The following is a 22,336-nucleotide window of genomic DNA, read 5'->3' as shown; positions in this document are numbered from 1 at the left end:
CCCTGACGGCGAATCGTCTTTCCCTGCCCTGCTCCGCAGGAGTCCGTTTCCTCTCCGCCCTGAAGGGCGGAGTATCCACGGAGGTAACCAGATGAACTCCAGCAGCAGTCCGCCCTCCTCGGGACGACCGGCTCCCGGCTCGTCCCTGACCGCCGGCCGCCGCCTGCGCGATCTGGCGCGGACCGTGGGCGGCGAGCCCGTGGACGTCCTGGTGGTCGGCCTCGGGGCGACCGGTGCCGGCGCCGCCCTGGACGCCGCCGCCCGCGGACTGACGGTTGCCGCCGTCGACGCCCACGATCTGGCCTTCGGCACCTCCCGCTGGAGCTCCAAGCTCATCCACGGCGGATTGCGCTACCTCGCCTCCGCCCAACTCGACGTCGCCCACGAGAGCGCCCGCGAACGCGGGGTCCTGATGGAGCGCACCGCTCCGCACCTGGTGCGGGCCCAGCCGTTCGTCCTGCCCCTCACTCCGCTGGTCTCCCGCGGCCAGGCCGCAATGGCCTGGGCCGGGTTCCGCGCCGGCGATACGCTGCGGCTGGCGGCACGCACGGCGCGGGCGACACTGCCTGCACCGCGCCGGCTCTCGGCTGCGGAAACCCGTCACCTGGCTCCCGCACTGCGCGGCTCCGGACTCCGCGGCGGACTGCTGTCCTGGGACGGCCGGGTGACCGACGACGCCCGCCTGGTCACCGCGATCGCACGTACGGCGGCGGCGCGAGGCGCACGTATCCTCACGCGGGTGCGGGCGCTGGAACTCACCGCGTCCGGTGCCCGGATACGCGACGAACTCACCGGCGAGGAAGGCGAGATCCGCGCCCGGGCGGTGATCAACGCCTCCGGCGTGTGGTCGGGCGGCCTAGTGGACGGCGTCCGCATCCGGCCCTCGCGCGGCACCCACGTCGTCCTGCGCGCGGACCGCCTGGGCCTTCTGCCGGCCGGCCTGCACATCCCGATCCCCGGCGAGAGCAATCGCTTCATCCTCGTTCTGCCGCAGGGCGACGGGCGGGTGTACGTCGGACTCACCGACGAACCCGTGGACGGCGACGTCCCGGACGTGCCCAACGCGCCGGAGACCGACATCGGATTCCTGCTCGACGTCCTCGGATCCGCTCTGGACGTCCCCGTGCACCGCGACGACGTGGTGGGCGCGTTCGCGGGACTGCGGCCGCTGCTGGACGTTGCACCGGGCGAGGGTTCCGGCACGGCGCCGAGCACCGCCGACATCTCCCGCAGACACGCCGTGCTCACCTCGCGGGAGGGCGTGGTCACCGTGGTCGGCGGCAAACTCACCACCTACCGGCGCATGGCCGAGGACGCCGTCGACGCCGCCGTCGCCACCCACGGCCTGTCCGCGGGAGCCTCGCCCACTGCCACCCTCCCCCTGGTCGGCGCCGCACCGCCCCGGACACTCGGCGCCCTCCGCGCGCCGAGACGCCTGATCCACCGCTATGGCACCGAGGCACCGGCCGTACACGCCCTGGCCACGGCCGAGCCCCGGCTCGCCCGGCCCGTCCTGGACGGACACCCGGTGACCCGCGCGGAGCTGCTGTGGGCCGTGCGCCACGAAGGGGCTCTCGACGCGGCCGACCTCCTCGACCGCCGTACCCGCATCGGACTGGTTCCCGACGACCGGGCCCTCGCACTGGAGGCTGCACGGGAAGTACTGGGCAGCTACTCAGTCGGTGACTGACACAGCGTTTCGGGGCGAAGCGGGCGGACAGGAAGCAGCGGTCCGGCGCCCGGAGGACGCGGCGAACGACGGCAGCGGGCCTGCATCAGAGCGACCACCGCCAGGCCCGGCGACACTTTGACGCACAACTGCGCGACAGCCGCTGACAGTAGTGCGGCACCGAGGCGTTGGATCGCCGGCCGGCGGCCGTCAGGTCGGTGAGTGACTTCGGCACGTCGGCGCGGACGGTCTCCTGACCGCCGGCATCGCTGCTCTACCGGAACGAGGTCCCGGACACCGGTGGCCGGCAACTCGTCGCTGCCTCATCACCACCGGAACGGTTCGAGGTCGTGCGCGAAACCGTTCTGAGGCACTGGAGTGCTGGGGCGGACGCCGGTCGTCGTAGGCACGGCTGACGGGCGTTCATGCGACACCTGCCTGTCCGGCCCGAGGCCCGGCGGGCGTCCGGGGGTGCCTTCGGGGGAATCCGAGCCGCCCGCGGGGCCTTGCGGGTCGGCGGGTGGTACGAGCATGAGATGTCCACGCCTCCCGATCCGCCCGCGCCGCCACTCGGACGCCTGAGCGGCGCGGAGACGCACGTGCCGCACTGGCTACGGACCGCGGCCGCGTATTCATGGCGGATCCTTGCCGTCGGCATCGTTGTCCGGGCCACTTTCTCCGTGTTGGGGCAGTATCACCGCATCGCCGTCGCCGTCTTCCTCGGCCTTGTCCTCACCGCCGTGCTCCGGCCCGTGGCCACTCTCTTCGCCCGTGTCATGCCGCGAGCGCTCGCGGTCGCGGCTTCGCTCCTCGGCGGCATCGTCCTCGTCCTCGGGGTGCTGACCCTGGTGGGTGAAACCGTGGCAGGGCAGCGGACCGGGCTGGAGCGGGAGTTCGTGGCAGGGATCGACCGGATCGAGCGTCGGCTGGAGGACCCACCGTTCCGGCTTGCCCCGGCCGTGTTCGACGACCTGCAGTCCCGGATCGGCGAGATCCTTTCCAGCCACCGCTCCGCCATCATCAGTACGGCGCTCAGCGGTGTGAGCCGGCTGCTCGACGTGCTGACCGTCCTCGCCCTGGCGCTGTTCTGCGCAGTCTTTTTCATGCACTCCGGAGACCGGCAGTGGCGGTGGTTGTGCAACCAACTCCCCGCCGTGGCACGCGACCGCGTCACGGTCGCCGGCGGGGCCGCCTGGCGGACCTTCACCGGTTACACGCACGGCATCCTGCTGGTGGCCGTGACCAACGCGGTCCTCGTGGGCCTGGCTCTGTTCGCCCTGGGCGTGCCGCTCGCCCTGCCGTTGGCACTGCTGGAGTTCTTCGCCGCCTTCATCCCGCTGATCGGTTCACCGGTCGCCCTTGCGGTCGCGGCCGTCGTCGCGCTGGCGTCGAAGGGACCGTTCATCGCCCTGGTGGTCGTGGCCCTGATCGTGGTCATCGGACAGATCGAGGGGCATCTTTTGCACCCGATCGTGATGAGCTGGGCCGTCCGGCTGCACCCGGTCGTGGTCGCACTGTCGGTCGTCGGGGGCGCGGTTGCGGCGGGGGTGATCGGCGCGGTGGTGGCCGTACCGATGGTTGCCGTGGTCTGGTCCGTGTATCAGGCGCTACTGGACCGCACAGGTGACCCGGAGGGGCTCCGGGCGCGAGGGAAGCAATGCGGCCCCTAGCGAACCGTTCAAGGAGCCCGGATACCAGTGGCGGGGCGGTTCTGGCTGTTCATTGAGTGCTCCCTGGCCGGCCTGGAGTCCAGGCCCCATGAGCGGCCCCAGCTCCCGTCGCACACTCCCGTCATCCGGGTTGCGCGCAACACCTGAGGACCTCGGAATTACTCCTCCCCGCGCTCCTCGGTTGCTGCGGTCGGGCGACGCGCGGCATGTGGAGCGTCGGCTGTCAAAGTTTCGGCACCATGCTGAATGGCATGCCTCAACTCCTGGGCAGGGTGTCGCCGTGCCGCCCTGGTTACCCGTTCCCGTCCATTCCGGCCCGCGGTCCGTCACACCGCCGGGCTCGGGTACCCGGCCGGTCCGTCGTCTGCGCCCTCCTCGGCCTGCTTGTCTTCCTGGCCCCTGCCCTCACCCCGGTCGGTTTTACCGGCCGGGCGGCGATCGGTACTCCGGCTGCCACCGCGGTCACCGTCGGACATGACTCCGGCACGGCTCTGGCCGCGTTCATGATCCAGTCGACCGCCCGGGTGAAGGACCCGGCGGCCGAGGTGTCCAGCCCCGGCTATCCGACGAAGGGCTGGTATCAGGCCGGCCCTCGCTCCACCGTCCTCGCCGCCCTGCTGGCGGCCGGTGTGTACCCCGACCCATTCCACTCCACCAACCAGAAGCTGATCCGTGCCGCCGACTTCAGGGTCCCGTGGTGGTACCGGTCCGACTTCTCGGTCGACGACAGCCGGGCAGGTCGTACGTATCTCGACTTCAGCGGGGTGACCTCGGCCGCCGACGTCTTCGTCAACGGCCGTCAAGTCTCGACGGCGAGGAAGGTCGCGGGCACCTACACCCGACACGAGCTGGACATCACTGCTCTGGTCAGGCCGGGCACCAACACGGTCGCCTTCCGGGTGCAGCCCAACGACCCGCGCAAGCACCTCACCGTGGGCTGGCTCGACTGGCTGCAGCCGCCACCGGACCGGAACATGGGCATCGTCCGCGACGTCGTCGTCCGCCGCAGCGGCCCGGTGGTCCTCCGTGACGCCCGCGTCGTGACCGACCTGGCCGTGCCGTCGCTGGCCTCCGCGGACCTGACCGTCAAGGCCCGCCTGCGCAACGACTCACCCGACACCGTCACGGCGCTCCTCTCCGGCACGGCCGGGCCCGCAGCCCTCAGCCGACGGGTGACGCTGGCGCCCGGGGAGAGCCGGACCGTGGTCTTCTCCCCCGCCGACCACCCCGGACTTCATGTGGCTTCGCCACGCGTATGGTGGCCTGCCGGGATGGGCGGGCAGCCCCTGTACGACCTCGACCTGGCCGTGACGGTCGACGGGGTCACCTCCGACACCGCACACACCACCTTCGGTATCCGCGACGTTCAGGCACCGATCAATGCCGACGGCGCGCGTCAGTACCGGATCAACGGCCGCCCGCTGCTGATCAAGGGCGCGGGCTGGTCCCCCGACGAGTTCCTGCGCTGGGACCCCGCCTACGCCGAGCACCGCATGCAGTACGTCCGCGACCTGGGCCTGAACACGCTGCGCCTGGAAGGCCACCTCGAGCCCGACGAGTTCTTCGACCTCGCCGACCGGTACGGGATCCTCACGATCGCCGGCTGGGAGTGCTGCAACAAGTGGGAAGGGGAGGTCAACCCGGCGGAGTCCGGGGAGAAGTGGGACGCCGCCGACCATGCAGTCGCCCAGGCGTCGATGGCCGCCGAGGCGGCCCGGCTGCGCAACCACCCCAGCGTGATCTCGTTCCTGATCGGCAGCGACGCGGCGCCCAACGCCGAGATCGAGTCGGGATACCTCAAAGCGCTGCGGGCGGCCGACTGGAACGTGCCCGTGATCCCTTCCGCCTCCGGGAAGCCGACACCCGTCACCGGCCGCTCCGGGATGCGGATGACCGGCCCCTACGACTGGGTGCCGCCCGGCTACTGGTACGACAAGCGCGAGGGAGGAGCCACCGGCTTCAACTCCGAGACCGGCGCCGGCCCGAGCATCCCCACCCTCGACACACTGCGACGGATGCTGACCCCGGCCGAGCTGGAGACCCTCTGGAAGCAACCCTCCGCCCCCCAGTACCACCGCTCTCCCTCACCCACATTCTCGACACTCAAGCTGTACAACGCCGCGCTCGCCGGCCGCTACGGACGACCGACCGGTCTGGGCGACTACGTACGCAAGGCCCAGCTCGCCCAGTACGAGAACGTCCGGGCGCAGTTCGAGGCGTACTCCCGCAACGCCAAGGACAACACCCGGCCCGCGACCGGCGTCATCTACTGGATGCTCAACAGTGGCTGGACCTCCCTCCACTGGCAGCTCATCGACCGCTATCTCGATCAGAACGGGTCCTACTTCGGCGCGAAGAAGGCCAACGAACCCCTCCACATCCAGTACGGCTACGACAACCGCACGGTGAGCATCGTCAACAACCGCCGAACCGCCGCCTCAGGGTTGAGCGCCCGGGTCACACTCTTCAATGCCGACGGGACCAAGAAGTACGACCGCACGGTGACCGGTGTCGACGTCGAAGCCCGCGGCGTGACCACCACTTCGCTGACCCTCCCGGCCAAGGTCCCCGGCCTGGCAAGGACGTACCTGGCCCGGCTGCAGCTCACCGACACCACCGGCCGGGAACTGAGCCGCAACGTCTACTGGCTCTCCACCCGCAACGACGTCCTCGACTACGCCAAGACCGACTGGTACTACACCCCCACCACCTCCTACGCCGACCTGACGGGACTGAACTCGATGCCGCAGGTCACCTTGGACGTGACAGCCACAACGACGGCAACCAGGTCCGGCACATCGAGGACGACCGTGACCCTCCGCCACCCGGGCACCACGAAAGCCCCCGTTCTGCTCGCCGACGTCGACCTGGTCTCCGCGGACGGGAGGACTCCCACGCTGCCCGTCCGCTGGAGCGACAATCAGATCAGCCTGTGGCCGGGGGAATCGGCAACATTGGTGGCCTCCCATCGGACAGTCGACCCGGACGGCACCCCACGCGTCCGTGTCTCTGGTTGGAACGCCCGGGCCGTCACCGTCCCGTCCGGCTGACGATGCCGCATCACACATCGGTTTCCCCCACTCGAGGGCGTTGCGGAGCGGCTGGCCCGACCCCAGGAGAAGCGGCGCCGGCCCGACCCTCTGCCGAGTCGTCCGAGAACTTCGGACCCTCCTGCCCACCCGGGTCGGCGCCTGCTCCACCTGTCACCGCGAAGTTCACGTCGGGCGCATGCCGAAGCGTCTCACTTGAGGCCGCTGAGCATCACGCCGCGGACGTAGTACTTCTGCAGCAGCAGGAAGAGGATCAGGACCGGCAGGATGCTCAGGACGAGACCGGCCATGACGATCGGCATCGTGCGGGTCGGGTCCACGTAGTCCTGCAGGAACTGGATGCCGACGGGCAGGGTCATCACGTCCGGGTTGGCGGTCGAGATGAGCAGCGCCCAGATGTACTCGTTCCACGCCTGGACGAAGGTCAGCAGACCGAGCGTCAGCAGGACCGGCCTGGTCTGCGGCACGACGATCCGCCACCACACGGCGAACTCGCCGGCACCGTCGATGCGCGCGGCCTCCAGGACCTCGTCCGGGATCGAGACCATGAACTGGCGCATCAGGAAGATGCCGAAGCCGTTGACGAGGAACGGCATGGCGAGCGCCGCGATGCTGACGGTCAGGCCCGCGCCCCCGCGTCCGAACAGGTCGTTGCCGCCCGCAAGTGGCCAGTGCACCAGGATCAGGAAGTGCGGGATGAAGAAGAGGAATGGGGGGAACATCATCGTCGACAGCACGAGCCGGAAGATCAAGTTCCGGCCGGGGAAGCGGAGTTTGGCCAGCGCGTAGCCGGCGAGTGATGACGTGAACAGCACCGACCCGGTGATCACGGCGGTTGCGACGACGCTGTTGCGGAAGAGCACCGGCAGATCGAGCTGGTCGATCGCCGCCCGGTAGTTCGACAGGTCGAACGCCTTGGGCAGGAACCGGTACGGCAGCGTGCCGGCCTCACCGGCCCCCTTGAACGACGTCATCACCATGTCGAGGAACGGCACCACCGTGAGCACGGCGCCGGCCACGACCACCAGATACGACAACCACGGGAAACGGCGGCGGATCACGCGTCCTCCTCCTTGCGCCGGAAGATCCACAACTGCGCCAGGGTGACCACGAGGACCACCACGAACAGTACGAAGGCGGCGGCGCTCGCAGGGCCCCACCGGCCGTACGAGAAGGCCTGCCGGTACATCTCCAGGGCAGCGACGTTGGTCGCGTCACCCGGCCCGCCCTTGGTCATCACGGTGATCAGCGCGAACGACTGCAGGCCGCTGATGAACTGGGTGATGCACACGAGCAGCAGGGACGGCCGCAGCAGCGGCAGTGTGATCTTCCAGAAGACGGTGACCGGCCCGGCGCCGTCGAGCGCTGCGGCCTCGTAGTACGACTCGGGAATGGACTTCAGCCCGGCAGTCAGGATGAGGACCGCCGAGCCGACCGAGGCCCAGGCCTGGACGACCACGACCGAGGGCAGCGCAGTGTCCGGGTCCTGGAGGAAGGCCACCGAGCCGAGCCCGAGGGCGTTGAGTACGCCGTTGACGAGGCCGCCCGGCTCGTACATGTACTTCCACACGTTGCCGACGGCGACGACGGTCGTCACGATCGGCAGGAAGTACAGGGTGCGCCACAGGCCCTGGAACCGCAGGTTGTCGATGCAGGTGGCGACAACCACGGAGCCGGCGAGCGCAAGGACCACGGTGCCCAGGGCGAACAGCAGCGTGTTGGTGAGGATCGGCGCCAGGAACGTCGATCCGTCCGCGAAGAGACCCGTGAAGTTGTCCGTTCCGACCGGTTGGATGCCGCCGAGGTCGAACCCGGCCCAGCGGGACATCGACAACAGCAGCGCGAAACCGAGCGGCAGGATCAGGAAGACGGCGAAGAACAGCAACGTCGGTGCCAGGAAGAGATAGGCGACGACGGCCTGGCGGCGCCGGGACCGGGCGCGGCCGTCGACGGCGGGCGAGGCGGAGCGCGTGCTGGGCGCCGCCCGCTCGGTCGTCGTCGGCGTCAGCGCGTTCACCATGAGCGCGACACCTCTCGATCGACCTGACGACGGGTGGTGCGCAGTGCCTGGTCGACCGACTGCTGACCGGTCCACAGCGCCTCGATGTTCTTGCGCAGCAGCGATTTGGCCTGCTGTGCGCCGGGCACATTCGGTTCCGGCACCGAGTACGCCAGCGCGTCCAGGAAGGGGCGCAGGTTTGCGTCGCTGTGCGCGCCCAGGAGCGTGCGCATGTCGTCGGCTCGGCCGGTCAGGGAGCCGGCCGACACCTGTAGGGAGCTCATCCGGGTCGCTTTCCCACCCTCCTTGGCGTTTCTGACGTTCACTTTCTCGGTGTTGAGCCAGCGCAGGAACTCCCAGGCCGCGCGCGGGTGCTTGCCGGCCGCGTTGACCCCCAGCATGAAGCCGGTGGAGAGCGTGGCGCGCTTGCCGTCCGCCTCGGGGAGGGGCAGCGGCGCGACGCCGACGTCGCGGTAGTCCTTGCCCATCAGGGTCTTCAGGCTCCCGGTCCACCAGCCGGCGCTGACCACCATGGCCACCTGCCCGGACCGGAACGCCTTGTAGACATTGACACCCGGGGCGCTCGCACCTCTGACGACGAGGCGGTGCTCCAGATCGAACACGGCCCGTCCGGCCGGCGAGTCGATGGCGGTGCTCCTGCCGTCCTCGGAGACGAACCTGCCGCCGGCGGCGTTGAGCAGGGCAAGTGTCTGGCCGACGGTGGTGGAGTCGTCAACGGTCGACAGCCCGAAGCCCTGGACCAGTGTGTTGCCGTACCGGTCACGCCTGGCGGTGCGGTAGGCGGTCTCCTCCAGCTCCCGCCAGGTGCGTGGCGGGCCGTCGATGCCGGCTTCCCGCAGCAGCCGCTTGTTGTAGTAGAGGGCGTACGTCTGCACCTCGGTCGGGTAGCCGTAGACCTGGCCGCCCACCGAGGCGGCGTCGACCGCAGCTTCGCTGTAGCCGCGTGTGATCTCCTCGGCGTGCTCCCTCGGAGCGGGCCGCAGGACGCCGGCCTGGACCAGCTGGCCGTTCCACAAGCAGTACGGGTGGAGGATGTCGGCGCCCTGGCCCGCGGCCTGCCGGACCATGAACGTGGTCAGCAGGTCCGTGAACTCGACGGCCTTGGTCCGCACCTTGACCCGATCGTGGCTGGCGTTCCACTCGTCGACCGGGCCCTGTAGGGCCTCCTTGAGCACCCCGCTCGCGTAGTGGGAGAGCAGGGTGAGGACGATCGGGTCGCCGGGCCGCCCGGTGCCCTGGTGCGATGCGCATCCGGAGGCGAGCAGCGCCGAGGGGAGCGCAAGCGCGAAGTGGCGGCGGCTCAGGCGGCTGGTGCGGCGTGCCGGCGTCATCGAGCGGCCGTCCGGCGCATCACGCGGAACACACGGGTCGTGGTGAAGCCGGTCTTGCGGTACATGTGGCCTGCCGGGGACTGCGCGCCGGTCCACAGGAACCACGCGGAGTGCGCGCGGCGCGCCCGCATCCTCTGAAGGACCAGGTGCAGGAGGATCTCACCGAGTCCGATGCCGCGCACCTCCTCCAGCACGCCGATCGGGCCGAACCGCTCGTCCACCGCGTCGAACGCCCCGTGCATCGCCCAGCCGACCATGCGGCCCGAAGGGTCCCGGACGACGACGATCCGGTCGAGCGGCGTGCCCGCGGCCAGACTTGCCCGGATCGTGCACGCCCAGTCCGGACCGAAGTGGCTCCCGGCGAGCGCGAACAGATCCACCAGGTCGTCGTCGGACGGGGTGGCGAACCGGTAGTCCTGCGCCGTCAGTTCCTCCACGTGGCGCGCGACGTCCTCCGGGAAGCGATAGCCCACCAGGCCACGGTCCATCGCCTCCGCCTCGTACAGCGTGCGAAAGCCCAGGGACTCCAGGAGCAGGGCCGCTTCCGGGTACGTCTCGGCATCCAGGCCGGGCAGAACGTAGTTCGGGGTGTACGAGGAGAAGTCCACCCGGGTGCGGCCGTGGCCGTGCAGCCAGTGGAGGGCGTCGGCCAGCAGCCGGCGGCCGAGGCCGCGCCTGCGGGCGGCCGGGTCGACGAAGAAGAACGGGATCCAGCCCTGCTCCGGCTCCAGGTCGGTGCCGGTCATCGGTGTCAGACGGCGCACCGCGTAGGCCGCACCGACGACACGGTTCCCCTCGACGGCGACCCGAAGACCCTCCGGATCGAAGTTGGCGTCGAGCAGCACCAGAGAGCGGAAGCGGTCCGCAGTGACGGAGTCGGCCGGCGCACTGCGCCGCCACACCTCCACCACCTGCGGTCCGTCGCCCGCGCGAAAGCCACGGATGCCGGCCCGGGATGTCGTTGTGCGATCGGTCATCGGCGGGGTTGTCCTTCCATACACCGGTCAGGGACGGCGTCGAGCGTCGCCTGCAGAGCTGCTGCGGTCTGGTGTGGGGTGCGCTGCGCCACGGCGATCAAGGTTTGGTTCGTGAGGGCGCGTGGGGCGATGAGGCGGTCCGCGCCCGGCTGCTCGGTGGGGCGGGGCGGCTCGGCCCAGGGTGTCCGTGGCGGCTGTCGGTTCGGCATCAGCATCCGCTTCCGTCAGGGGAACATTCCTGATCCGGTCGCTCCGTCGGCAGCGTGCCCGTCTCTCTTCGTCGGCGAGGTCATGCGGGCGTCACCGTTGACGTAGCCGTGAGAGGGGCGCAGGGGCGCAGGGGCGCGGCGTCTTCGAGGAGCGCCATGACAGCTTCGGTGGTCTTGGTCATCGCTACTCGGTCCTGGGCAGGTCCGAACCGTCGGAAGTGATGCGGCCGAGCGGATCAGGGCGGTCAGGTGACGTGGGTCGGCGCATGCCTCTGAGGCGGCGAGTTCCGCCCAGTGGCCGTCAGCCCTGCGTACGAGGCACCATTCACTGTCTTCGCGACGGAAGCCCCACAGTGCGCCGTCATGGGCGGTGAGCCCGATCCGGCATCCGCAACGTTCACGGGCGCGGTGAGCGGGCGTATCGAGGTCATGGTCTGCCGTGGACGGCTCCGCGTCGTCGCCAAGCAGGCGACCGACCTCGGTGAGGGTCTCGTGTGCGCTGGTGGACAGTGGTGTCAGGTACTGCGCTGCGGTCAGAAGGCGCACGGCTTCCTCGGCACCGGCCGGCACAGCGGTGGAGGCCGCATGTCCCGTGGATCCCAGAGCGATCTGCGCCGGGCCGAGCCTGCCGGGCTCACCGGCCTCGCCACTTCCAGGCCGGTCCACGTCGGGCACCGCAATGTCGCCGCGTTCGGCCCTCACATCGAAACGGGCATCAAGCTTCTCAAGTGCTCCGCCTGCTGCGGTGATCCGCGCACACAGGGCGGAGGCAGCACAGACGACCTGCTGCGGCGGGTAGAGGGCCCACACGTCGTCCAGGCCGGCGAGAACGCCTTCGGCAGCCCCGGCGATGGCCAAGGCGACGACGGCATGGGGATCCTCGACTCCGTCCCCTTCGGTGATCGAACGTCCTCCGCCGCACACTTCAGCGAGCCTTGTGTCGTCTTGCTCGTCCTCGAAGCGTCGCCACAGCACGTGCCGGGCTGAGAGCTCCACCGGGTCTCCTCTCCCCACATGTCCGGGTACGGCAGGCTTGCGCTGCTGCCCGTGTCAACGAGCCAGACCTCGGCCTGGGGATCGGCCGATCGTGCGAGCACAGTGACGAACTGGCGGGCCCGCTCGCACCCGCCTGTCAGCGGGCCCGGGCGCGGGCGTCCGAGCAGGACAGCATGCTGCGGTCACCGCTCCTTCGTGCGGGGCCGTCACCGTCCCAGCGAAACCGCATGCGCGGCCGTGGCAACTGCTGCCCACTCACGCCCAGGGTGTCGTGCCCGGTGGTTGCAGGACCGGGTTCCAGGCGAACCGGTCCAGGTTCTCGGCGCCCAGTTCCCACGGGGACTTCAGCAGGAGTTTCCGGGTTGCCTCAAGGTCCGCGGTGACGGGAGCAGGAGCGGGGCCGATGCGGGTCTCCCACAGCGAGGCCCACATCACTTGGACCTTCATCATCCTCATGGCCCGTCGGCTCACCCGGCCTCCCCGCCCGCCTCGCACCTCATCGCACCCGGTCGAGCCGGCCACCGCGGTCAGCAAGCCACGTCCCATCCGCATCCGGATGCAGCAGCCGCACCATCCGCCTGGCCCCCGCAGCCCTGCGCTGAACCAGCACAAAGAGCACGCCCGAGCTCGTAGTTCTCGCGTCAACAGCGCGGGGTGGCGGGCAGCTCCCCGACCAGTCATGGGCGCGGCGAGGCCGCGTCCAGGAGAGCACGTCCAGCTTCGGTGAGCTCGTGCGTGGCCGTGCGACCGGCCCGGCTGCTGTCGATCAACCCCGCGTCTCGCAGGATTGCCAGGTGTTCGCTGGCCGTCGGGGTGGTGACGCTCACCAGCCTGGCCACAACGGTCGTCTGCAGCGGAGTGGTGAGCGCGGCCAGGATCCTCGATCGGGTCGTTCCCAGAAGCCGGTCAAGCGATCTCGGTGTGGGAGGTGCCGCCCAGAGGTACCGCCCGGATGCCGGGTAATAGATCGTCGGAGTCCAGTGGTCTGCGGTGGTGCACTGCACCCGGTCGGTGATGAACAGGGACGGAACGAGTATGAGTCCCTCAGGGCAGTCGACGTCGATGTCGACGGTCTTCTCGACGGTGATGGTGTCGCCTTCGCACGCCGCGGAGTGGTGCAGGCGCGGAAGGACTGCGCGCAGCCCCTCGCGGTTGACCTGGATGGCCCGGTCCAGCATCTCGGCACGTAGCGCCTGCCGCATGGACGGCCACTCCGGTTGAACGGCTGCTTTCCAGAGGTGGCGTACCGCATCGGCGGCCTCGGACCTGGCTCGGTCGGGGTCATCGAGCAGTCGGCGGCTCATTTCTGCCCCATGCCCCCTCGCGGCGTCGACCAGCTCGGCGTACACCTGGTCCGTCGGCGTGGCGAGAAGAGCACCCACGCCTTCCTCGAACGTCGGCTCACTGGACATCGGCGATGGGTCAAGGAAGTCGGGTCGATACGCGCCATCAGCCATGAAGACCGTGAGCGCTCTCAGGTCCAGGCCCGAGAGACGGTGGCGGCGATGGCGAAGCCACTGGTGGAACATCGGGTGACGCCGCGGCTCGGTCAAGAGCTGGGCAAGACTGACCACTTCGTGGATCGGCGACATCGCCCACCGCACGCTCGCAGCACCAGCACCCAATCGGTAGCGGATCACCCCCATATTGTTAGGCCACCGCCGAAGTGAGCGCGAGCAGAGCGGCGAAACCCTGAGACTCGGGTCATGACTGAGACAGAGTCGATTGCCTGGTTCTCGAAGCAATCCGAGCGAGCCCGTCAGACGCGAACGATCCGGCTGGGCGCCGGCGGATCGACCATCGAGGTCCTCGCCGGCCCGGCGGAGACCAGCGGGACCATGAGCATCTACCGGTGGCGCATGTCGCCCTCGAGTCGAGGACCTGTCCCGCACTTTCACACGACCTTCAGCGAGACCTTCATCGTCGAAGAAGGTGAAGTCGACTACTTCGACGGACGGGCCTGGCGAACACTGCTCCCCGGCAACACCGCGCATGCCGCGATGGGTGACGTACACGCGCTCCGGAAGGAGCGCGCCGAACCTGCCACCATCCTCATGGCACTCTCGCCAGGCGTACCCCGGGAGGAGTACTTCGCGCAGCTCGCCACCGTGAACGAGCGGGACCTGAGGCGTCTTCACGAAGCCCACGACAACCACTTCGTCGACGACCGCGAACGGTGATGACACCGGCGACGACGGACGCCCCGAGCCGACCCACCCGGCTACCTGGAATGCGCTCGTAGACCTGCAACCGAGAGGCAGGACAACCCATGCTCACCACTGTCGCCACCGTACTCGCCGGACTGATCGGCGTGGGCATCATCTTCATGGGTGCGCGTGCCTTCTGGGCGCCGCAGGCCGCGGTCGGTTTCGGCATACCCGACACGCCCACCGAGGACCGCAGCTTTCACGCCTGGCTGACCGTCAAGGCCGTGCGTGACATAGCCTGCGGGCTCTCCATCTTCGTGCTGCTGGCCGGCGCGACGCCCCACCTGCTGGGCTGGTTCATGCTGACCGTCACCGGCATACCCATCGGCGACGCGGTGATCGTGCTGCGCAACAACGGGCCCAGGGCGGCCGTCTACGGCATCCACGGCGCCACCGCCGTGGTGTTGCTGACAATCAGCGTGCTCCTGCTCATCGCGTAAACCACGTGGTCCGGCGACCAGAACTCTTCGACGCATACCGCCGTCACTGGTTACCCGGTGCTTCCAGCGCAGATGCACGATCTTGCGGACCACCGGCGCGGTACCCAGGTCGGTGGGCGGAGCGGTCGTGAGGAGACATCATTCGTACTAGGCGGGCCGAGCAGGCGGTAGAGGTCGACCCGCGACCTCCCCATCCTGCAGGTGGCACGCGAGGTGACAGCCCGACGGAAGTGGAACGGAGACCCTGCCCCGGCACCGACCGGCCCGCCTGGTGCGACTGGGCGTCCGAGACCGATCTCGCAGTGGACTCCGGCCAGACCCTCCTGTACCCCGACGACACCGGCCGCGCCCACCGGCTCATCACCGAGCCGGAACTCCACCACCTCGCGGCCGCCCGCTGCCGTGGGCCCACCTCACCCCCCGGCTACCCCCGACCTGGTCCCCAGTCAGCACACGGCAAAGCTCAGAAACGGGCGGAACGGGATTGCCGTTCTTCCAGGTCTCCCAGTTCAGCAGGTCTTCGGGCTCGAGGAACACGGTCAGGCAGCCGGGCCGGTCCCCCCATCACGGCGTCACGGATCACTGGTCATCCCCGCCTGGGCCGGCGACGGGCCACGCGCGCATCAGGGCGGCGATCCCGGCAGCCGTGCAGGCGGGGTCGCGCAGGAGGTCGCGCAGGCCGAGTGCGTCGTCGTGGGTGGGTTTGACCGGGATCCCGGAGGCTTCCAGGTACATCACGCCGGTCGCTGCGGCGACGGCCATGTTGGACCGCTCCAGCCAGCGGCAGCGGCCGAGGATGTGGACCAAGGCGGCTGCGCGGGCGTAGGGGCCGTCGTAGACGGGCTGTTCCAGCAGTTCTGCCTTGTGGCAGGCGACGGCGGCGACCGGCACGCCGTAGTCGTCGGGGGCCGGGTCTCCCGCACCTGCGATCTCTACAACTTGCAGGATCCAGGGGACGTCGATGTGCAGTTCCATTACGCGGCGTGTGTCCCCGGCGCGTCGCGGTCGACGTCCTCGGCCTCATCGAAGAGGTGCTGGTGCTCGTCGAGGAAGCGGCGAGCAGCGTCCAGGCCCCGCTGGCGCATCCCGTCGGCATCCTCACGGACGAGACGGGCAATGTAGTCGCCGAGGTCCAAGCCGCGGTCCTTGGCCCGGGCCTGGGCAAGCCTCTTGACTTCGGGGTCGACGCGTACGCCCAGCTGAGTCTTCGCCATACACGCATGGTAACAGCTGTTACCAGGTTGGTCCTGCTCCCCTACCGCGCCCGTACGTCCGGGCAGCGCCGGGGCGTTGTCAGTGGTGGGAGGCAGGATGACGGCCATGACAACTCCTGCAGCTGTGATCATGAATGCCGCCGGCTACGCCCAGGCGGTCGAGGATGCGGTGAAGGCATCGGCTGCCTACTACTCCGGCGGCACCTCGGTACTGGATGACGAGACCTACGACCGGCTCGTACGCGGAATCGCAGCGTGGGAGGCCGGCCACCCCGATCAGGTGCTGCCGGACTCGCCGACGGGAAAGGTGGCCGGCGGCGCTGTGGAGGGGGACGTGCCGCACACGGTGGCGATGCTGAGCCTGGACAACGTGTTCTCGCCGGAGGAGTTCACCGCCTGGACGGCGTCGCTGGCGCGGCGGATCGGCCACGAAGCGGAGCGCTTCAGTGTGGAGCCGAAGCTGGACGGGCTCGCCGTCGCCGCCCGCTACATGCGCGGGCGCCTCACCCAGCTCATCACCCGCGGCGACGGGACGGCCGGGGAGGACGTCTCGCACGCGATCAGCACCATCGAGGGCCTGCCGGCGCAGCTCGCCGAACCGGTCACCGTGGAGGTGCGCGGCGAGGTCCTGATGACCACCGCACAGTTCGAGCACGCCAACGAGGTGCGCATCGCGCACGGTGGGCAGCCGTTCGCCAACCCGCGCAACGCTGCGGCGGGCACCCTGCGCGCCAAGGACCGCGCCTACACCGTGCCGATGACGTTCTTCGGCTACGCACTGCTGCCGCTTGCCGGCACCGACACGGCGCTCGCCGCCCGCCTGGGCGAGCTCGCGCACAGCGCCCTCATGACGCAGGCCGCCGCGTACGGGGTGAACACCACCGCCGCCACCGCCGTGCCGGGCATCACCGCCGCCACCACCGAGCAGGTCCTGGCCCGCGTCCAGGAGATCGCCGCGCTGCGCGCGCAGCTGCCGTTCGGGATCGACGGGATCGTCGTCAAGGCCGACCTCGCCGCCGACCAGCAGACCGCCGGATCCGGCTCGCGCGCCCCGCGCTGGGCGATCGCCTACAAGCTGCCCGCCGTGGAGAAGATCACCCGCCTGCTGGAGGTGGAATGGAACGTGGGCCGCACCGGTATCATCGCGCCGCGTGCGGTCCTGGAGCCTGTTGAGATCGACGGGTCCATGATCACCTACGCCACTCTCCACAACCCGGCGGACATCACCCGCCGCGACCTGCGCCTGGGCGACCACGTCATGGTCCACCGCGCCGGCGACGTCATCCCCCGCATCGAAGCCTCCGTCGCCCACTTGCGCACCGGCGGCGAACGGCCGATCGCCTTCCCCGACACGTGCCCGCGCTGCGGCTCCGGCATCGACACCACCGAGCAGCGCTGGCGCTGCGAACAGGGCCGCAACTGCCACCTGGTCGCCGCTCTCTCCTACGCCGCCGGCCGCGACCAGCTCGACATCGAAGGCCTCGGCCACACCCGCGTCGTCCAGCTCGTCGACACCGGCCTGGTCGCCGATCTCGCCGACCTGTTCACCCTCACCCGCGACCAGCTCCTCGGCCTGGAACGCATGGGCGAAACCAGCACCGACAACCTCCTCACGGCCATCAACGCGGCCAAGGAACAGCCCCTGTCACGGGTGCTGTGCGCACTCGGCATCCGCGGCACCGGCCGCTCCATGTCCCGCCGCATCGCCCGGCATTTCGCCACCATGGACGCGATCCGCGCCGCCGACGCCGAAACGATGCAGCAGGTCGACGGCATCGGCACCGAGAAAGCCCCGTCCATCGTCGCCGAACTTGCCGAGCTCGCCGAGCTCATCGACAAACTCGCCGCCGCCGAAGTGAACATGACCGAGCCCGGCGCGATCCGAGCCATCGACGCCGATGGCGAGCCCGGTTCCCAGGCCGCTGACGGGGCCGGCGGGCCGCTCGCCGGGATGACAGTCGTCGTGACCGGCGCGATGACCGGCGTTCTGGAGAACCTCAGCCGCAACCAGATGAACGAGCTCATCGAACGAGCCGGCGGCCGCTCCTCCTCCAGTGTCTCCAAGAAGACCAGCCTGGTCGTCGCCGGAGACGGCGCCGGATCCAAACGCGCCAGGGCCGAAACCCTCGGCATCCGCCTGGCCACCCCCGACGATTTCGCCGTGCTCGTCGCCGACTTCGTCTCCTGACTCGCCCCGCCGGGGCGGGGTCACGCTCAACTGGTGTACGGCGATGAAGCGAACAGTTCTCGGCCCGCCGCTGGGGCATTCATGCACACGAGGAACAGCTGCTTGGGGGCCGGAACCGCTCGAACGCCTCACCCCGCCTCAGCGGCATGGCGTGCCTGCCGCACAGCACGATCTGTCTGCGCAGCACAGTTGCGTGCGTCATCGAGGTCGTTTCGCATCCGGCGTCGCAGTTCCACCGTGGCGTGGAGTTGCCGAGCCAGTTCGGTCCCGCGCTCTTCGAGTTCCCGCAGGGCTGCTTCGGCCCGCTCGACCTCCGCCTGCGCCTGGTCGTGCTCGTCCTCCCGTTGCCGGGTCCGCTGCTCGGCTGCTTCCGCCTCCCGCTGGGCCTGTGCCGGCTTTCTGCTTGCTTCGTCTGTGCGGCCTTGCTTGCGGACGGCCTTGGCGGGGGTGGTGTCGGGGCGTTCTGGCTTCGGCGGTGGCGTGCCTCCGCGCACCCGGTGAGCTGCGGCAGCCGGGCGCGCGGGGGCCGCGGCGATCCGGCGGGCGATCTCGTGCATGGCGGCCGGGTCCTTCAGCCGGTGCTCGCCGGAGTCGAGGTGGCGGCGGTCGATGGAGCGCAGTAGGCGGGCGGCGTCCAGGACGTCGGCAAGGCGGTGCCGGTCTCGGTCGGCGTAGCGGACGGCGTTGGCCAGCACGGCCGGGATGTCCAGCTGGTCGGCGGGGGTGAGAGTGCGGGCGGCCGGGCGCAGTGAGCCGGGCCCTGTGCCGACGCGGTTTAGCCGGCAGGTTTCCAGGCGTAGCTGGATGCCGGGCAGCTGCCGCCAGGGGGCGAGGAGGTGTTCGGCGAGGTCGGGTCGGCCGGCGGACAGGGCGCGGACGGGTTCGGAGGTGGGGCCGAGCAGCACGGTCAGCCCCTCCCCCGCGTGCCGGTGCAGGTCGTCCCAGGCCAGATGGGGCGGGCTGTCGCCGGGGGCGTGGGCGGCGGAGGTCAACCGGCACAGCCGTAGCCGGTGCGGGACTGGGCGAGCAGGACGATGCGGACGAACGGCTCCAGCACGTGGGCGCCACCGCGGACCGGGGTGCGGCGGCGCTGTGCGGGGGCGGCGGCGAGCGGGGCGACGGCCAGGTTGATGCCGAAGAGGGGCCGGAGCCGTGCTCGAGGGCGGCCTGCGCGAACCGTACGGCGCCGGTGACGGCGTCGCGATCGGTCAGGGCGAGCGCGGTCGTGCCGCGTTCGGCGGCGCGCTGGACGAGTTGCTCGGGGTGAGCGTCACCCTCATGCGGGACACCCGCCGCACCTCCTCGTACGACTACGGAGCCCCGCCCATCGGCAGGGGAGTCGCCGTCGGGGCCGGGAGGCGGCTCCGGCCGGGTGATTTTTCCTCGCGTACGCGTGCGCAGTTATAAGTGTATTGCCCGAACTTGCCTATTTTTAAAACAGCTTGACAGGTTTTCAGATGTTCTGTCAGTTTCTGTTTTGCGATGGCGGAGCGACCAGGAGAAGGGACTAGCGATGGGACGACGCATGGGGTTCGGCCCGGTCCAGCTGGCCAATCACGCGGGCCTGGCCCGGCGGCAGGTCGAACGGGGACGGCTCAAGGGGCTCATCCCGGCTCCGGCCCTGAACTCGGGCCGGTGGTCGAACGAGCAGGCCGACGACGTCAGGGCACGCCGCGACCAGATCATCGAGGTGCTCGGCACGCACCCCGGCTACGGCGCGAGCCGCGGGGCGCAGCTGCTGGCGCAGGCGCCGCATCTCGCCGGCAAGAAGCTCGAGGTCTGGGCGTGCGACATCGAGCAGCTCGCCGAGCAGGGCCTGCTGGAGTGTGTCGGCAGGTTCGAGGGCTCCGCGCTGTACGACGAGCTGCAACTGTCCTCCCCCACCTCGCAGATGTGCGCGGCGCTGGAGCAGATCGTGACCGAGCGGGTCGCGTGGCTTCAGGCCTCGGCCCGTACGGACGAGGCGGCCGGCCGGTGCGGCTGGGAGGTCGCCGAGTTCGAGAAGGCCGCCGAGGAGCAGGGCATCGCGCCCGGCCGCTTCGGACGGTGGGCGCTTGAGGACGTCGAGCGGCTCGCCGGCAACGAGGACTTGGGGGCGGACATCCTGTGCACGGATGCTCGGCCCGGAGCCAGCGGCGCAGCACCTGGATATCCGGCGCCAGGGCCTGGAGTACTGCATCGAGGCCGGATGGCCGGCGCCGGTCAGCCACGTGCGGCGCACGGTGTGGTCGGGCGACCGCGGCCACCGGAAGGTCGTCGAGGTGCCGATGTACCGGGTTGGCAACCTGAACGCGCTCAAGGACATCCCCGGGGTGGATCGGGAGGCGGTCCGGGCGACCAAGCCCGGCCGGCCCTCTCCGCTGCGGGCCTTCGCCCAAGTGGCATCGCAGCGGCCACCATCGTCCGCGCCTTCGTCGACGAGCTACGCGATACCTTCGACCTGCCGGTCTGGACGCGCTTCGCGAACCTCGACAACCGTTGGCTGATCGACTGGGAGCCGGGCCTGGACGGCGCCCCGTCGCGGGACGACGTCGCCGCGCTGCTCGCCGGCAACCCGGTCGCCTCCCGCTTCGCGGACGGCATCCAGCTGCTGAGCAAACAGGGCACGGCCATCCACTGGGCGCGGCGGATGTTGCAACCAGGCGTGGCCTGCGTGCTGGACACCGAGACACACGCCTGGTGGGGCCGGGTCATGGAGATCGCCGTGGTCGATGCGGCCACCGGCGAGGTCCTGCTGGAGAGCCTGGTCAACCCGCAGATCCCGGTGACTGAGGACAGTTTCGACCTTCACAAGATCACTGACGCGATGGTCGCGGACGCGCCGACCTGGGACCAGGTGCTGCCGGAGGTGCTGCGCGTCACTGCCGGGCGGAAGATCCTCACCTACAACGCGGAGTACGACAAGACGGTCATCCTGAGTGACTGCCTTCGGGCGGAGGCGGATCCGCAGCACCTGCGGGAGAAGGATCATTGGGGGTGCATCATGCGCCGGCGCTCCGACTGGGAGGGCAGGCGCGACTTCCTGCCGCTGGGCGGCGGGCATCGTGCCCTTGAGGACGCGCGTGCCGCGCTCGAAATGCTCACGTCCTTGGCATCGGCCCCGGGGTGGGTGCTGGAGCGTCAGGAGGAGAAGGTCAGCGCCTGAGTCGGCTCCGTATGACGCGGGACATACGAGGCCCGGCCTGTGCGGTACAGGCCGGGCCTGGCATGTCTGCTGTCAGGACGGATCGGTGGCCGCTCTCGCACCCGCCCCCCTCGGGGTAGACACCGTCTGTCCCCGCCCTCCCCGTACGGTTCATCTGGTACTGCGCCACAACTCGGGCAGCCTCAGCGGCGTGGAATCGCTGGCCGTGCATCCGTCCGGCGTCCATGTGGCGCGGGATGCTCAGCGAGGAACAGATCGCGGAATCGGTTCCGCTGGGCCTGGTCCGGCTGGCCGCGGGCACCGAGGACACGGCTGACCTGGTCGCCGACGCGCTCGCCGCGGCCGACGCGGTGCTCACCAAAACTGCGACCACCTGAGCGACCGTTTGCGCTGCAGCGGCGCCCCCGTTGCACGCCTGCCGAGACTTCAGGCGCCCCGCCCTCATCGTGGCCGAGGCCACGGCTGCGTCAGGACGGCGTGAGCACCATCGGCAGTGTGCACCGCACCGGGTGCGACGGCCACACGTCGGCGCGCCCAGTGCACCACAACGCTCCGACACAACCGGCCCCCAAAGGCCAAGGAGCTTGCCGAACAAGGCGAAACAGGCCCCGGAGACCCACTCACGGCGCACGTCGGCGCGCCCACATCCTCCGTCTCGAACAGGACCTCGCACTGCCGGACAGCGACGAATCGAAGAGGTGCACCTCCATGTCCCACCTGCAGAACCATCGTCTCGGCAGCCACGCGCCCATCCACCTCTGTGAAGGAGTTCATCCGATGAAGACCCTGCTCACCGGCGGCACCGTGGTCAGCATGGACCCGGCTGTCGGCGATCTCGACCGCGGTGACGTGCTCATCGAGGACGGCGTGATCGTCGAGGTTGCCGGACGGATCGACGCGCCGGACGCCGAGGTGATCGACGCCACCGACCGGATCGTCATGCCCGGCTTCGTCGACAACCACCGCCACACCTGGCAGACCGCGTTCCGCGGCGTCGGCGCGGACTGGACTTTCCCCGAGTGGGCGGCGGCCATGCACGGCACGGTCAAACCGTTCCTAATCAGTGAGCAGGAGTGGGTCTTGGACCCACTGCCCGGCACTGCGCGCATCCCGAACGGTTTTGGGTGCGCTGGTCGCCCGCGTTCCTTGGGGTCTTCCTGTCCGGGCGCGTGGCTCCTGGCCACGGTCCGTGACGAGGCGGCGGGTTCCCTCACGCCCAG

Annotated in this window: 19 protein-coding genes and 1 pseudogene; 11 read left to right on the top strand and 9 right to left on the bottom strand. The window is 69.9% G+C overall.

The features are described 5' to 3' along the window. The first annotated feature begins 91 nt into the window (after window positions 1-91). The 3 genes from ACFV7R_RS44560 (at window position 92) to ACFV7R_RS44550 (ending at window position 6,389) form a co-directional block, all read left to right on the top strand. Window positions 92-1,690 (top strand): glycerol-3-phosphate dehydrogenase/oxidase, encoded by a 1,599-nt coding sequence (locus ACFV7R_RS44560; RefSeq protein WP_385275790.1) that lies wholly within the window; start codon window positions 92-94, stop codon window positions 1,688-1,690. 515 nt (window positions 1,691-2,205) lie between these two features. After that, the gene (locus tag ACFV7R_RS44555) at window positions 2,206-3,339 is read left to right on the top strand and encodes an AI-2E family transporter (RefSeq protein WP_385275787.1); all 1,134 of its coding nucleotides are present in this window, start codon (window positions 2,206-2,208) and stop codon (window positions 3,337-3,339) included. A 251-nt stretch (window positions 3,340-3,590) separates the two neighbouring features. Next, window positions 3,591-6,389, top strand: coding sequence for a sugar-binding domain-containing protein (locus tag ACFV7R_RS44550; protein ID WP_385275784.1), 2,799 nt, complete (start codon window positions 3,591-3,593; stop codon window positions 6,387-6,389). A 191-nt stretch (window positions 6,390-6,580) separates the two neighbouring features. Here the strand turns inward: ACFV7R_RS44550 and ACFV7R_RS44545 are convergent, their stop codons facing one another. The 4 genes from ACFV7R_RS44545 to ACFV7R_RS44530 are packed head-to-tail and all read right to left on the bottom strand — an operon-like array spanning window position 6,581 to window position 10,717. Further along, window positions 6,581-7,450 (bottom strand): carbohydrate ABC transporter permease, encoded by an 870-nt coding sequence (locus tag ACFV7R_RS44545; protein ID WP_385275781.1) that lies wholly within the window; start codon window positions 7,448-7,450, stop codon window positions 6,581-6,583. Next, on the bottom strand, window positions 7,447-8,409 hold the full coding sequence (locus ACFV7R_RS44540; RefSeq protein WP_385275778.1) for a carbohydrate ABC transporter permease: 963 nt from the start codon (window positions 8,407-8,409) through the stop codon (window positions 7,447-7,449). Before ACFV7R_RS44540 ends, ACFV7R_RS44545 begins: the two co-directional genes overlap by 4 nt. After that, entirely contained in the window at window positions 8,403-9,740 is a 1,338-nt protein-coding gene (locus tag ACFV7R_RS44535) for an ABC transporter substrate-binding protein (protein ID WP_385275775.1), read from the bottom strand. Before ACFV7R_RS44535 ends, ACFV7R_RS44540 begins: the two co-directional genes overlap by 7 nt. Continuing rightward, on the bottom strand, window positions 9,737-10,717 hold the full coding sequence (locus ACFV7R_RS44530) for a GNAT family N-acetyltransferase (protein ID WP_385275773.1): 981 nt from the start codon (window positions 10,715-10,717) through the stop codon (window positions 9,737-9,739). Before ACFV7R_RS44530 ends, ACFV7R_RS44535 begins: the two co-directional genes overlap by 4 nt. Before the next feature lie 572 nt (window positions 10,718-11,289). On the opposite strand from ACFV7R_RS44530, the gene ACFV7R_RS44525 reads away from it, so the two are divergent. After that, a complete protein-coding gene (locus ACFV7R_RS44525; protein ID WP_385275770.1) occupies window positions 11,290-11,913 on the top strand; it encodes a hypothetical protein in 624 nt (207 codons plus the stop codon). A gap of 264 nt (window positions 11,914-12,177) precedes the next feature. Here the strand turns inward: ACFV7R_RS44525 and ACFV7R_RS44520 are convergent, their stop codons facing one another. Further along, on the bottom strand, window positions 12,178-12,393 hold the full coding sequence (locus ACFV7R_RS44520; RefSeq protein ID WP_385275767.1) for a hypothetical protein: 216 nt from the start codon (window positions 12,391-12,393) through the stop codon (window positions 12,178-12,180). A 206-nt stretch (window positions 12,394-12,599) separates the two neighbouring features. Further along, the gene (locus tag ACFV7R_RS44515) at window positions 12,600-13,568 is read right to left on the bottom strand and encodes a DUF5937 family protein (RefSeq protein WP_385275764.1); all 969 of its coding nucleotides are present in this window, start codon (window positions 13,566-13,568) and stop codon (window positions 12,600-12,602) included. Window positions 13,569-13,628: 60 nt separating this feature from the next. Here ACFV7R_RS44515 and ACFV7R_RS44510 point away from each other — a divergent pair, with 60 nt between their 5' ends. Both ACFV7R_RS44510 and ACFV7R_RS44505 read left to right on the top strand, forming a co-directional pair. Continuing rightward, window positions 13,629-14,102 (top strand): cupin domain-containing protein, encoded by a 474-nt coding sequence (locus ACFV7R_RS44510; protein WP_385275761.1) that lies wholly within the window; start codon window positions 13,629-13,631, stop codon window positions 14,100-14,102. 89 nt (window positions 14,103-14,191) lie between these two features. Next, window positions 14,192-14,569: a DUF4267 domain-containing protein gene (locus tag ACFV7R_RS44505; RefSeq protein WP_385275758.1), complete on the top strand. Its 378-nt coding sequence runs from the start codon at window positions 14,192-14,194 to the stop codon at window positions 14,567-14,569. A gap of 579 nt (window positions 14,570-15,148) precedes the next feature. On the opposite strand, the gene ACFV7R_RS44500 is transcribed toward ACFV7R_RS44505, so the two are convergent. Further along, window positions 15,149-15,544 carry a fic family toxin-antitoxin system, toxin component gene (locus ACFV7R_RS44500; RefSeq protein ID WP_385275755.1) on the bottom strand — a complete coding sequence of 132 codons (396 nt, stop codon included), beginning with the start codon at window positions 15,542-15,544 and terminating at the stop codon, window positions 15,149-15,151. After that, the gene (locus ACFV7R_RS44495) at window positions 15,544-15,783 is read right to left on the bottom strand and encodes a hypothetical protein (protein WP_385275752.1); all 240 of its coding nucleotides are present in this window, start codon (window positions 15,781-15,783) and stop codon (window positions 15,544-15,546) included. The genes ACFV7R_RS44500 and ACFV7R_RS44495 overlap by 1 nt, the downstream gene beginning before the upstream one ends. Before the next feature lie 106 nt (window positions 15,784-15,889). Here ACFV7R_RS44495 and ligA point away from each other — a divergent pair, with 106 nt between their 5' ends. Then, the gene (ligA, locus tag ACFV7R_RS44490; RefSeq protein WP_385275749.1) at window positions 15,890-17,971 is read left to right on the top strand and encodes an NAD-dependent DNA ligase LigA; all 2,082 of its coding nucleotides are present in this window, start codon (window positions 15,890-15,892) and stop codon (window positions 17,969-17,971) included. Window positions 17,972-18,099: 128 nt separating this feature from the next. On the opposite strand, the gene ACFV7R_RS44485 is transcribed toward ligA, so the two are convergent. Next, window positions 18,100-18,963, bottom strand: a complete 864-nt coding sequence (locus ACFV7R_RS44485; protein ID WP_385275746.1) for a hypothetical protein — start codon at window positions 18,961-18,963, stop codon at window positions 18,100-18,102. Window positions 18,964-19,123: 160 nt separating this feature from the next. Here ACFV7R_RS44485 and ACFV7R_RS44480 point away from each other — a divergent pair, with 160 nt between their 5' ends. The 4 genes and pseudogenes from ACFV7R_RS44480 to ACFV7R_RS44465 form a co-directional block, all read left to right on the top strand. Next, on the top strand, window positions 19,124-19,378 hold the full coding sequence (locus ACFV7R_RS44480; RefSeq protein WP_385275743.1) for a hypothetical protein: 255 nt from the start codon (window positions 19,124-19,126) through the stop codon (window positions 19,376-19,378). 106 nt (window positions 19,379-19,484) lie between these two features. Continuing rightward, window positions 19,485-21,116, top strand: a complete 1,632-nt coding sequence (locus tag ACFV7R_RS44475) for a 3'-5' exonuclease (RefSeq protein WP_385275740.1) — start codon at window positions 19,485-19,487, stop codon at window positions 21,114-21,116. A 236-nt stretch (window positions 21,117-21,352) separates the two neighbouring features. Further along, a complete protein-coding gene (locus ACFV7R_RS44470) occupies window positions 21,353-21,493 on the top strand; it encodes a hypothetical protein (RefSeq protein WP_385275737.1) in 141 nt (46 codons plus the stop codon). Window positions 21,494-21,893: 400 nt separating this feature from the next. After that, window positions 21,894-22,336 (top strand): annotated as a pseudogene (locus ACFV7R_RS44465) (hypothetical protein); the annotation flags it as partial.

Origin of the sequence: Streptomyces sp. NPDC059866 (assembly GCF_042731325.1) — a bacterium.
GTDB lineage: Bacteria > Actinomycetota > Actinomycetes > Streptomycetales > Streptomycetaceae > Streptomyces > Streptomyces flavusporus.
Note: the sequence above shows the minus strand (reverse complement) of the source record. Positions and strands in the feature narration are given on the sequence as shown.

Bases quoted from the DNA above. Each gene is read 5' to 3' on its own strand.
- ACFV7R_RS44560 (WP_385275790.1), top strand. From the start codon at position 92: ATGAACTCCAGCAGCAGTCCGCCCTCCTCGGGACGACCGGCTCCCGGC.
- ACFV7R_RS44555 (WP_385275787.1), top strand. From the start codon at position 2,206: ATGTCCACGCCTCCCGATCCGCCCGCGCCGCCACTCGGACGCCTGAGC.
- ACFV7R_RS44550 (WP_385275784.1), top strand. From the start codon at position 3,591: ATGCCTCAACTCCTGGGCAGGGTGTCGCCGTGCCGCCCTGGTTACCCG.
- ACFV7R_RS44540 (WP_385275778.1), bottom strand. From the start codon at position 8,409: ATGGTGAACGCGCTGACGCCGACGACGACCGAGCGGGCGGCGCCCAGC.
- ACFV7R_RS44535 (WP_385275775.1), bottom strand. From the start codon at position 9,740: ATGACGCCGGCACGCCGCACCAGCCGCCTGAGCCGCCGCCACTTCGCG.
- ACFV7R_RS44530 (WP_385275773.1), bottom strand. From the start codon at position 10,717: ATGACCGATCGCACAACGACATCCCGGGCCGGCATCCGTGGCTTTCGC.
- ACFV7R_RS44525 (WP_385275770.1), top strand. From the start codon at position 11,290: ATGGGCGGTGAGCCCGATCCGGCATCCGCAACGTTCACGGGCGCGGTG.
- ACFV7R_RS44515 (WP_385275764.1), bottom strand. From the start codon at position 13,568: ATGGGGGTGATCCGCTACCGATTGGGTGCTGGTGCTGCGAGCGTGCGG.
- ACFV7R_RS44510 (WP_385275761.1), top strand. From the start codon at position 13,629: ATGACTGAGACAGAGTCGATTGCCTGGTTCTCGAAGCAATCCGAGCGA.
- ACFV7R_RS44505 (WP_385275758.1), top strand. From the start codon at position 14,192: ATGCTCACCACTGTCGCCACCGTACTCGCCGGACTGATCGGCGTGGGC.
- ACFV7R_RS44500 (WP_385275755.1), bottom strand. From the start codon at position 15,544: ATGGAACTGCACATCGACGTCCCCTGGATCCTGCAAGTTGTAGAGATC.
- ACFV7R_RS44495 (WP_385275752.1), bottom strand. From the start codon at position 15,783: ATGGCGAAGACTCAGCTGGGCGTACGCGTCGACCCCGAAGTCAAGAGG.
- ligA (WP_385275749.1), top strand. From the start codon at position 15,890: ATGACAACTCCTGCAGCTGTGATCATGAATGCCGCCGGCTACGCCCAG.
- ACFV7R_RS44475 (WP_385275740.1), top strand. From the start codon at position 19,485: ATGGGACGACGCATGGGGTTCGGCCCGGTCCAGCTGGCCAATCACGCG.
- ACFV7R_RS44470 (WP_385275737.1), top strand. From the start codon at position 21,353: ATGCTCAGCGAGGAACAGATCGCGGAATCGGTTCCGCTGGGCCTGGTC.